Below are 10,958 nucleotides of genomic sequence, written 5' to 3' on the forward strand. Positions count from 1 at the left end.
GAGGCTTATGCCTCATCCCTCTCACAGAACCGTACGTACGGGCCTCGTATACGGCTCATGCGTACTATAAAACCACCAAGGGTGATAACAAGTTAGTCATAGAATACCCTATCAATGTGATAAAGCCCTATTTCATCGAACCAGCTATTCTTCATGGCAATAGTCGCCATTGGACAATTCGCATTGCGCCATGACGCCATTTTTATGAAGACACACTTTCCTTTGAAGCCAAGTTGCCTTAGTCGTCTATGAAGACGAGCTGGGCGTTTCCACAACTTCAATTGAATAGCGCGCATGCGTCTTCTTATCCATTTCATCAAGCTCACAAACTCTCGCTTGCAATTGGCTATCTTAAAATAATGTGCGAACCCTCTTAGCACAGGGGTTAACCGTTTAATGATATCTATCAGCGGTTTCCCTGTATTACGCTTAGTGAGCTGCTTCACTCGCTGCTTGAAGTTAACCAGTTTCTTAGGTTGAATTCGGGTATATTGTGTCCCAATTTCGACTCCGAGGAACTTAACACCATCATCACTGTGCGTGATATGGGTTTTGGTCTTATTCACAACAAGTTGTAAATCATCCTCTAAAATAGTCGTGGCAATGTTCAAGGCATGCTCTGCGCCTACTCGGCTGATGCATAACACTAAAATATCATCCGCATAACGCACTATTCGGTGCCCTCTGCGTTTCATTTCTTGGTCGAATGCATCAAGGTAAATGTTCGATAACAACGGACTGATTACCCCGCCTTGCGGACTGCCTTTGATAGTCGGTATCACTTCGTTACCTTCCATCACACCACTGGATAAAAACTGTTGGATTAATTTCAGCACACTGCCATCTGTGACTTTGCACTTAACGCCTTTGAGTATTAACTCATGGGATAAACGGTCAAAGCACTTTGACAAGTCCATATCCACGACCCAACGCCGACCATATTGCCTTATAAACAATGTGGCCTTGTTAATCGCATCATGGCAACTTCGCTTCGGGCGATATCCATAGCTAGATGGATGAAAATCCTTATCGAAGATGGGCTGCAATATCGTTAATAACGCTTGTTGGACGATGCGGTCTCGCACTGTCGGTATCCCAAGCAATCGCATACTGCCATCTTCTTTGGGTATTTCTACCCGACGTACAGGCTGCGCTTGGTAGGTTTTACCTTTCAGTTCGAGCAGTAAAATATGAAGATTGCTCTGCAAGTCAGCTGCAAAATCGCTTAGGCTCTGCCCATCTATTCCGGCCGCACCTTTCGCCCTTGCCACTTGTTTATAAGCCGCTTCTAATGCTTGCGCATGTAACAATCGACCATAAAGACTGTAGAACATTTCCACCCTCACCTTTAACTTGTGGTCGTTGTCTTGGCTTTATCATCATTGTGGCTGACAACTTCACTTGTTTCTCAAACGTGCTAGCCCCTTAATCGGGGCAATCTACTTGAGCGTTAACAAGCTAATCCAATACTCGGCTCTTCACCACAGTCCACTTATTCCTAAGCAACCATTAGCAAGATGTCTGTGCCCGTCGGCACACTTATGAGTCCACAACACTTCAAAAAAAAAGAACAACAGACACTTATAGTACACTTCCCCCCTTCGCAACAGACAACACCTTTTGAGTATTGCCTGCTCTGTTGAACACACTGCCAACAGTCGGTCTGGTTTTATCCTCCACACCATTACTGGCTTTCACAGGCCTGACCTTACTCACTACTACGGGTTCATCTGCCACCTCCCACCAATCTGTACCTTGAATCACTTCTTGGATACAAACTTCCAGTTACACTGGAAATGATGTCAGGCTTCCCCAGTTACTGCACTGGCTCCCTATTAGCTATTCCACCCTCAAACACGTAATGGGTCTGATTGAGTATTGGGCGTTGCGCTATTTTGCACGCTTACCCACCCACCACGCCGAAACAGGTTCGCTTACGCTGTGTATCGCTAACTTCCTATGGCTTCCTTCACACCCCACCGTTAGCCAGTGACGCACTTACCATTCGGATTATCTTCCCCTCAATCGGGGTGATTCAGGTTTCTTTCAACCTGACGGGTTTGCCAGCTTCGCTGGGCAAACAAAAAAGCCGCTTAATTGCTTAAGCGGCTTTGATATTTGGCGTCCCCAAGGGGATTCGAACCCCTGTTACCGCCGTGAAAGGGCGGTGTCCTAGGCCTCTAGACGATGGGGACAAAAACTTCGTTCATCGAAACACGTTTCGATAAGTTTTTGTATGGCAAAATGAGCCTGCGAATCGCGCGACCTAACTTTTGCTGCACTACAAAAACGAAACTTCTATCAAACATTTTATTAACTGGCCTAGGCGGTAGTTAATAATCCTTGTTTTCAAACTTAAGTTAAATCATTTAACTTAATATATGGCGTCCCCAAGGGGATTCGAACCCCTGTTACCGCCGTGAAAGGGCGGTGTCCTAGGCCTCTAGACGATGGGGACAAAAATCTGCTTCAAAAACATGTTTTTGAGATTTTTGTTAGGAGAAGTGAGCCTGCGAACTGAGCGACTTTATTCTTCTAACTAATCCAACAACGCGTTTTCAAAACATTTTATAAATATAAGTAAAACTGCGAACAGAACGACCTTATTGGTATTCTTTCGTAACTACTACATTTACAAAAACAAAATTCTTATCTTGTCTAATCTTTTTATCTACTGGCCTAGGCGGTAGTAGACATCCTTGATATTGGTGGAGCCAGGCGGGATCGAACCGCCGACCTCTTGCGTGCCACGCAAGCGCTCTCCCAGCTGAGCTATGGCCCCAAACTTATCAACTAAGCTTTCGCTTTTTCCTAATAAGTAGGCGTCGTTCCGTGACAGCGGGGCGCATTCTAGGCATCTGCCCTTTTTATGTCAATGCTTTTTTCAGGAATTTTCTCTGTTTGCTATATATTCCAGCGCTTTGTTTATACGTTGCTCAATTTGTGCCGGTTTAAGTAAATTTAAGGTTAAATCTAATGAAGGTGAATTACCTGCTCCTGTGACTGCAACGCGTAATGGCATACCCACTTTACCCATACCCACGTCCAATTCTTCAGCGGTTTGGTTAATCGCGTTATGAATCGACTCGGTATTCCACTCAGTCAAAGCTGACAATTTACTTTGCACTAGCAATAAAGCTTCTTTGGCCACCGGACGTAAGTGTTTTTTAGCCGCCTTTTCGTCAAGGGCTTCATATTCATGATAAAAATAGCCACTGATTTGAGCTAACTCTTTTAAGGTCTTCACCCGATCAGCCTGAACGGTAATCACGTCTTCTAATGCAGGGCCTTGGGTTATATCAATACCTTGTTGAGCAAAATGCCATTTTGCATATTCAGCCACCTCTTTGGCAGGCAAAGTTTTCATATAATGTTGGTTTAACCAAATAAGTTTATCTGTATTAAACGCAGAAGCAGACTGACCAATGGCATCTAAAGAAAATAACTCAATCATTTCTTCTAATGAGAAAATTTCCTGATCGCCATGGGACCAACCAAGGCGCACCAAATAATTTAACAATGCTTGTGGTAGATACCCTTCATCTCTAAATTCCATCACACCGACTGCATTAGTACGTTTTGATAACTTTTTACCGTCGTCACCTAAAATCATAGATACATGGGCATACTCTGGAATAGGCGCGCCTAAAGCCTTTAATATATTAATTTGACGTGGGGTATTGTTGATATGGTCTTCGCCTCGAACCACATGACTAATGCCCATATCCCAATCATCTACCACCACACAAAAATTGTAGGTAGGTGCACCGTCAGTGCGACGGATAATCAAGTCATCTAATTCACTGTTAGCAATTTCGATATCACCGCGAATATGATCTTTTATGACCACACTGCCTTCTTGTGGCGTTTTAAAACGAATCGCAAAAGGTTTATCTTGAGGATGGTCAGTACGTTCGCGCCAAGTGCCAGGATAACGAGGCTTTTCGCCCTTAGCCATTTGTTGTTCGCGAATGGCATCCAATTCAGCAGATGGCATAAAACACTTATACGCTTTACCCTCGGCTAACAATTGGTCAATCAGTTGATTGTAACGATCAAAACGCTGGGTCTGATAAAACGGACCTTCATCCCAGTTTAAACCTAACCACTGCATACCTTCGAGAATTGCATCGATAGCCGCTTGGGTGGAACGTTCAATATCAGTATCTTCAATACGTAATACAAATTTACCGCCCTTACTTTTGGCATACAACCAAGAATAAAGCGCGGTACGTGCACCACCAACGTGAAGATAGCCTGTCGGGCTAGGGGCGAATCGAGTTACTACTGTCATTAAATTAAAACCTATTCAAAAAATTGGCAGTATTTTAACAGCCAATGCAGTGAATTTATATCTACAAACAAGCTTTATTGCCCAAAGTGTTTTTTATCTAAACGGAGCACTCGCATTACACATGAATGAGCCGTTTTGATGGACAAACCTAGCCCCTTTTTTCACTGCGTTGATACAAAATATTTGTTCGCAACCATTTTTATGGACTTGCTTAGTAACTCTAATTTGAAATTTTGGTTACTGCTGTAGAGCACTAATGTTCAATTAATCTACACCTAAGGCCTAAAGCGAACAGTTTTCAACCATAAAAACATTAATTTTCATTTAGGTGTTGACAGTTAAAAGCCCACACCTATAATAGCGCTCCACTTACCGGCACAGTCTAGTAAGTAGCAATATTTTGGTCGCTTAGCTCAGTTAAATAAAGAGAAAGCATCGCCGCCTTTTTATGATGAAGGCGAAGATAACGGGTTAAACCCCAGAGGCTCAAAGGTAGTAATAAATTTTGGTCGCTTAGCTCAGTTGGGAGAGCATCGCCCTTACAAGGCGAGGGTCACTGGTTCAAGCCCAGTAGCGACCACCACATTTTTAGTTTTTTAAGAGATAATTTCTTAAAAACACATCACAGTTTACGGTCGCTTAGCTCAGTTGGGAGAGCATCGCCCTTACAAGGCGAGGGTCACTGGTTCAAGCCCAGTAGCGACCACCACATTTTATCTTCATGATTTATATACACTTTATCCATTTACTTCCTAATGCTATTCGAGCGAATTAGGGTGATTAAGAAGAATTGCGCTGCAAGCCACTCTACGACATTCTTTGCCAAAATAAATCATAATCAAAGCCATAGATATCTTTTACCTTATGTACCGGCCCAGAAGACGCTGTGAACGTTCTGTCACGTCTCAGTTATTCCTAAAGTTTTTTAATCTCTTCGTTATACAGCAAAGGCAGAACGCCAGAAATGCTCTATCGCTGAATAGCAATTATCAAAAATACTCATTGGGGTGAATTTGAGTAGGATTTTGTTATAATGCAAGTCGCTATAACATCAATAGATTTATCAACTTCCTAATGAACTTAAGCTATGACAATATTTTCGATGCAGTGTCAGAATCACCTGAACAAGCTTTGCTTGATAAAAAGTGTTCAGACCTAATGATAGAAATTCATGGGATGTTGGATTTGAAAAATGCACCGATTAAAACAATTGTTCAAGCATTGGGGTTAACTCCTGAACAAGCCAGAAAACTAGCAAAAGGTAAAACCGAAAAATTTAGCTTTTACGAACTTCAAACATTTGTAGAGCGTCTTTCTCCCTGTATTAAATAGACAGGGACAGTATATATAATGAGCTGTCTCACAACTTATCGGGTATACACATATTTCAATATTACTAACTGCTACTTTTATATAGTGGGATGGCGTGTGGGTAGATAGCTTAATGACTTGGCGTTACATAATTGACGCCTGCATACTTTCATATTTACGTTTTTCGGTGGCAATATAATCGATCCATTGGCTAGCGTGTTTGGCGCTTTTTTTATAATCTTTTGCCTTTTCACAGGCTTCTATAGCACTGTCAAATTTCTTCATATTAAAGCGCGTCATTCCCAATAATAACCAAGCTTCTCCGTTATGTTTGTCAGTTAACCCTTTATCAAATCCTAACAACAAAGACTTTTCTGCTTCTTTGTATTGAGCCAAACTAAAATGTAGATATGATTTTCTTAGGTAGTTTTCGCCCTTGTCACTAAGCTCTGCGGCGAAAGCGAGTGCATCCAATGCATTATTTCGCTCACCAGCCAATTGCCATGCTTGGGAAAGCATTTCAAAATTTCTCTCAGTAGCGTCCAACGTCCCTGATCCCAGAGCCTCTTTCAATACTTTTGCAGCTTTATATGGCGTCTTTTGGGACATATACAAACTGGCCAAATTACTTATTTGTGATGCCTGTATTAACTTACCGTCTTCATAAAGTGCTTCCATCAGCACCATTTGTTTATCGAGTCTATCTAGTTGCCCATATACCGATGCCAAATAGAGGATATAACTAGATTTTGGGTAGTACTTGATGATTTCTTCTAATACCTCTGGCATTTTATTCAAGGCATTAATTTCAAAATACACCGCGTTGAGCAATAGCAGTAGGTTTTCATCTGGATCTTGTTGTTGTTCATAGGCTGCTTTTCGACCTTTCAGGGCCGCATCGATTGCGCCCTGCCAATCTTCCATCTTATAATTAGCTTGGGCCAGCAATGCGTAATCAAGTTGCTCAGGCACTTCAGTAATGGCTACTAGCTGCTCACAATACTCTTTTGATTTAGCATAATTTTCATTAACCATACTTAATTGTGAAAGGGTTTTTAAGGTCTGCTTATGTAAATTAATCGGCATGCCCCCAACAGAATCCAGTACTTTTGTAAATGAAACCAAGGCGCTGTCTTGATTGGAGTTACGGTAATGGATAGAGCCCATCAATGAATGTATCTGAGCCTTTTCATATTTAGACGCGCGTTTTTCGAGTAGTTGTGAGAGGTCCTCTAAGGCTTCTTCAAATTGCCCTTCTTCTACCAGTAAATTTGCACTCTCCATCTCTTTAAAAACCTGTAGACTAATGGCATAGGCCTTTTTATCTTTGCTATGCAGTTGTGTTTGGATGCTCAGTAGACCTGTTAGTACTAAAACAATGATTGGCCACTTCATTGGGAGTCCTGCCGATCTTCAAGCGTATATTCAAATCTGTTTCTCACGTTAGGCACCTCTATTGCCTCTGAATTAACAATTCTGGGTTTATACTTAAACCTTTTCGCAGCAGATATTGAAGTGCGTGCAAACACAATCAGACATTCCCCTGGTACTATCTCAACGTCTTTTGTTGCCCCAGTAGTTGATACCGTGAATTCCACCGTACACGTCCCCTCTGTATTGCTCATCGAAGCTTTAATCGGATACGCTGGGGCAACTTTTACAATAGGTAAATACTCGCCATCGCCAGTGCCAATCATGCCTCCAATATCTACAGTTATATTGGCATCCGCTGCAGGAATGGATACTTGCAAACCGACGTCGCTCATGTTTTGTTGGTTGTTTTGTGGTGTTGGTGGCGCCGGAGGGGCTGCTTGGGTCTGGGGACGTTGGGGTGTTGTTTTTTTTACTTGGGAGCTTTCATCGCGTTTTACCCGCACAAAATCTAAAAAGTTGGCTCTTGACCCTTGTACTAGTTCCTGTTGACTAAATTCAATTAAAATATGCATAAATAAAGTCAACAGTCCAGCAATTGCCAAGCCGGCAATCGTGGTGATAGCAAGGCGCAAATAAAAATAATGATCGTTAAATTCCAAGCTATGAACTAGGTGTGAATTCTTCATTATTAACTTCTGTCCGCCGCTAAAGCAATATCATAAACGCCTGCTTTACGGGACGCATCCATCACTTTTATCAAGGTTTCGTTTCGTGACATTTTGTCTGCCTGAATAACCACCATGCCTTTTGGATTTTCTGCTTGTAATCGTTCGATATTAGGTCGCAACGCTCTAAAATCCACTTCTCGGCGGTTAATCCAAATCTTGTTATTAGCATCGATAGCAATCAATATGTTGGCTTTTTCCTGCACAACAGAGGTAGAGGCCTTGGGCGCATCCACTTCAATCCCAGATATTTTCACAAAGGTTGCGGTGACGATAAAGAAGATCAACATAATAAATACCACATCCAGCATGGGCGTAATATCTACGGTAGCGTCCTGATCCTGCGGCTGATGAAAAATAAACTTACGCATTGTTTTGCTCCTGATGTTTGTCTAACGTCAATTTTTCTTGAAAAACCAATTTCATAGCTGTGGCTTTGTCGATTAGATAGTTACTGATCATCAAGCCTGATATCGCCACAACCATGCCAGCCATGGTCGAAACAGTGGCCTTTGAAACGCCACCTGCTGTTGTTCTGGCGCTATTGTTGCCAGTTACCGCTAAGGCATCAAATATCTCCAACATACCCATAACTGTTCCCAGCAAACCCAACAGAGGACAGACCTTAACTATAGTGCCGATAAGCTGCAGGTTACGGCCCATTTCTCGATTTACGCGACTTACCAATAACATTCGAAAGTGCTGAGTATACCAATCTGCCATGTCTTCCCGCTGCTGCCAAAGGGCTGAAAGTTGTTTCTGTTTGTTGGGGAATACCCAAAATAAAAACACCACTCTTTCTAATATCAATGCCCACATTACCGCTGCCATAATAATAATCAGTAACAGTATGTCCCCACCCAGTTCCAGCATATCGCCGAACCAAGGAAAAAGATTATCAATCAAGGCTAACATGGCTTGTCCATTAAATTTTCTGAGCGCAGAGCAACTAAAGCGACTGCTTCTTGCTCAATAATTTGGGTGATTTTGTTAGCTTTGCTATTGACTAAATTGTGCAACAGCAAGGTTGGAATGGCGACAACCAAGCCTAAAACCGTTGTTACTAGTGCCTGTGAAATACCACCCGCCATCAGTTTGGGGTCACCTGCACCAAATAGAGTAATGGCTTGAAAGGTGATAATCATGCCTGTTACTGTGCCCAGCAATCCTAATAAGGGCGCCACCGCAGCACTGATTTTCAAGAAAGAAAGGCCTCGGCTGATTGGTGGTAATTCACGTAAGACTGCTTCACCTAGTTTCAATTCTAAATGTTCTAAATTGTCAGATTTGTTATCTTGAAATACTTGTAACACTCGCCCTAACGGGTTGTTGCCTGGCGTGTCCAGATGGGACAGCTGTGTTTGAATTTTGCGATCGACTAATAATAAATAGATAAATCGACCAATAGCCAATATCACCACTAGTACACCCAGAGTTAAAATAACGTAACCAATCATGCCTCCTTGTTGTACACGCTCAGTCAAATTTGGTGCTGCGCCCATGAGTGAAATCAATTGACCACGAATGGGATCGATTGTGAACGGGATGAGCGCACCAGCACTTGCAGCTATGGATGTTGCCCCAGTCATGTAGCGTCCTGAGGGCTGGCGCGGATACTCTACAATTCTACCAGTCTCGTTTATGCGCTGGATATATTTCCCATCGGCTATAAGGTTAAACGTACCGATGCGTATGAGGTCCATCTCTACTTCCTGACCATTTTGCAGCAAAACTGTTTGTTTAGATTGGACGATTTTGCCAGACTCGGTCATTTCACGTTGCAACTCGAACCACAATCCTTCGATTTCCGCCACTGATGGTAATTCAGTCACCTGGCCCATTTTTTCAGAAAAGGCATTAAGCTCAGCCGTTCGTTCTGGGTAATGCATTTGCACTAGGGAGTTATCAAATTGCCCCTGCGTGTCATTAGCTACCAATTGTAAAACTCCGAACAATTCTTTTAACGAACCCAAGCGTTGACTTAACCTTTCTTGCAGTAAGCCAATTTGTTGCTCATTTACCTCAAACTGTTGTTCTTGCTGCAAACTCAGGGCTTCAGCTTGTACTCGCTGTTGTTTTAAGTCCGACAAAAGGTTGCTCTGTTGTTGACGATCCTGATTGAATTGCTCAATCCTTTGCTGATTTACCTGTTGGTCACGTCTGTAACCTTGCTTCACTTTTTGTAGTAATTCATCAACCGAAATTGTGTCATTATTTTGAGTGTAACCAAGTCTACTGAATAGTAAAAAATACATAGCAAATGCAATAATACTTAGGTAATTAAATGGGGTTTTCATGGGCGTACCTCAATATCTGCAAGCAGAGGCAGTGTAATCAATTCGGGGGATATTTCTTCACGGGCGATTTTTAGCCCCTTAGTAATATGTCTTTTGTATTGGCGCTCAGTGAGTGGTTGCCAACCTTTCGTTTGGTTATTCCAAAATCCCACTTTATCACCAGCTAAGTCCCGGTACATTAAACCTATTCGTCCTATTCGCAGAAAATCAACCGCAAACTGACTGTCAACCAGATCTACTCGGCCCTTGTAAGATTCGATGGTATAGCCATATTCATTTTCAATTTGATAGGCTTCGAAGACCCGTCGGCATTTTTCAGATGTAGTGAATTCGGCTTTATCCAACAACTCACGCAGATCAGCGACCCGTTGGGTGCGTTCTTGATTTAGAAAAGGCATATCAATGTCGACAAATGATTCAAGTGCGTCGACCATACGCACCAGCAACGGCATTATTTGTCTCTCGATTAAGGTGGCATTGTTAATTGAAGTGTTAAATTTGTTGATTTGAAGCTGTTGATCATCTAACTGGCGTTTTAGCATGGCATTGTACATATTTAAGCCATCTAACAGTTGTAGTTCATCCTGATAATCTTTCTCCATTGCTTGTATCTGTTCTAATGTTTGGTCGACGGACTGTTGTGCTAACTGATTTTTGGTCAGTCGCTCTAATCCTTCGTTAACTAGTTGTTGTGTTTTTTCCTGATTCATCGCCTCGGCACTGAAACCAAGTAAAATGGTTAACAGCATAATTTTTATTAATTGCATAAACCCTCTTATTAACTGTGCAGAACTCACCAATTAATAGATGATAATGCCCTCCAAATGCCAGATGAAAGTGCCCTAAACATGTCCTAGATCATAATTTATTAATTTAACTTATTCTGAACTGACTATTTTATGAATATCTATCAAATGTATGTTGAGCATTGGAAAAAGCCTGGATTTTGGATAATGA

At 42.1% G+C, this 10,958-nt stretch carries 10 protein-coding genes and 5 tRNA genes; 3 read left to right on the forward strand and 12 right to left on the reverse strand.

The genetic code is table 11. The annotated features are described in order from the left end of the window. Nucleotides 1-92: 92 nt before the first annotated feature. From ltrA to gltX, 6 genes are all read right to left on the reverse strand, one after another. Complete coding sequence (ltrA, locus tag CXF95_RS21460) at nucleotides 93-1,334, reverse strand: group II intron reverse transcriptase/maturase (RefSeq protein ID WP_232787834.1); 1,242 nt, start codon at nucleotides 1,332-1,334, stop codon at nucleotides 93-95. 247 nt (nucleotides 1,335-1,581) lie between these two features. Then, nucleotides 1,582-1,764, reverse strand: coding sequence for a hypothetical protein (locus tag CXF95_RS21465; protein WP_101199148.1), 183 nt, complete (start codon nucleotides 1,762-1,764; stop codon nucleotides 1,582-1,584). A gap of 355 nt (nucleotides 1,765-2,119) precedes the next feature. Continuing rightward, nucleotides 2,120-2,195 (reverse strand) — tRNA-Glu (locus tag CXF95_RS21475). 187 nt (nucleotides 2,196-2,382) lie between these two features. Beyond that, a tRNA-Glu gene (locus CXF95_RS21480) sits at nucleotides 2,383-2,458 on the reverse strand. 248 nt (nucleotides 2,459-2,706) lie between these two features. Continuing rightward, nucleotides 2,707-2,782: transfer RNA gene (locus CXF95_RS21485), tRNA-Ala, on the reverse strand. A gap of 102 nt (nucleotides 2,783-2,884) precedes the next feature. After that, a complete protein-coding gene (gltX, locus tag CXF95_RS21490; protein ID WP_101200610.1) occupies nucleotides 2,885-4,294 on the reverse strand; it encodes a glutamate--tRNA ligase in 1,410 nt (469 codons plus the stop codon). A gap of 507 nt (nucleotides 4,295-4,801) precedes the next feature. Here gltX and CXF95_RS21495 point away from each other — a divergent pair. From CXF95_RS21495 to CXF95_RS21505, 3 genes are all read left to right on the forward strand, one after another. Further along, a tRNA-Val gene (locus CXF95_RS21495) sits at nucleotides 4,802-4,877 on the forward strand. A 50-nt stretch (nucleotides 4,878-4,927) separates the two neighbouring features. Further along, nucleotides 4,928-5,003, forward strand: a tRNA-Val gene (locus CXF95_RS21500). 365 nt (nucleotides 5,004-5,368) lie between these two features. Continuing rightward, nucleotides 5,369-5,626: a hypothetical protein gene (locus tag CXF95_RS21505; RefSeq protein ID WP_101200611.1), complete on the forward strand. Its 258-nt coding sequence runs from the start codon at nucleotides 5,369-5,371 to the stop codon at nucleotides 5,624-5,626. A gap of 123 nt (nucleotides 5,627-5,749) precedes the next feature. Here the strand turns inward: CXF95_RS21505 and CXF95_RS21510 are convergent, their stop codons facing one another. The 6 genes from CXF95_RS21510 to CXF95_RS21535 are packed head-to-tail and all read right to left on the reverse strand — an operon-like array spanning nucleotide 5,750 to nucleotide 10,768. Next, the gene (locus CXF95_RS21510) at nucleotides 5,750-7,000 is read right to left on the reverse strand and encodes a lipopolysaccharide assembly protein LapB (RefSeq protein ID WP_101200612.1); all 1,251 of its coding nucleotides are present in this window, start codon (nucleotides 6,998-7,000) and stop codon (nucleotides 5,750-5,752) included. Then, on the reverse strand, nucleotides 6,997-7,638 hold the full coding sequence (locus tag CXF95_RS21515; RefSeq protein ID WP_157828197.1) for an energy transducer TonB: 642 nt from the start codon (nucleotides 7,636-7,638) through the stop codon (nucleotides 6,997-6,999). Before CXF95_RS21515 ends, CXF95_RS21510 begins: the two co-directional genes overlap by 4 nt. Before the next feature lie 29 nt (nucleotides 7,639-7,667). Further along, a complete protein-coding gene (locus tag CXF95_RS21520; protein ID WP_101200614.1) occupies nucleotides 7,668-8,075 on the reverse strand; it encodes a biopolymer transporter ExbD in 408 nt (135 codons plus the stop codon). Beyond that, nucleotides 8,068-8,619, reverse strand: coding sequence for a MotA/TolQ/ExbB proton channel family protein (locus CXF95_RS21525; protein ID WP_101200615.1), 552 nt, complete (start codon nucleotides 8,617-8,619; stop codon nucleotides 8,068-8,070). Before CXF95_RS21525 ends, CXF95_RS21520 begins: the two co-directional genes overlap by 8 nt. Beyond that, nucleotides 8,613-10,001: a MotA/TolQ/ExbB proton channel family protein gene (locus CXF95_RS21530; RefSeq protein ID WP_101200616.1), complete on the reverse strand. Its 1,389-nt coding sequence runs from the start codon at nucleotides 9,999-10,001 to the stop codon at nucleotides 8,613-8,615. Before CXF95_RS21530 ends, CXF95_RS21525 begins: the two co-directional genes overlap by 7 nt. Beyond that, nucleotides 9,998-10,768 carry a DUF3450 domain-containing protein gene (locus CXF95_RS21535; RefSeq protein WP_101200617.1) on the reverse strand — a complete coding sequence of 257 codons (771 nt, stop codon included), beginning with the start codon at nucleotides 10,766-10,768 and terminating at the stop codon, nucleotides 9,998-10,000. The genes CXF95_RS21530 and CXF95_RS21535 overlap by 4 nt, the downstream gene beginning before the upstream one ends. Between the last annotated feature and the right edge of the window lie 190 nt (nucleotides 10,769-10,958).

This window comes from Paraglaciecola sp. MB-3u-78 (assembly GCF_002835935.1).
In the GTDB taxonomy this organism is placed as follows: domain Bacteria; phylum Pseudomonadota; class Gammaproteobacteria; order Enterobacterales; family Alteromonadaceae; genus Paraglaciecola.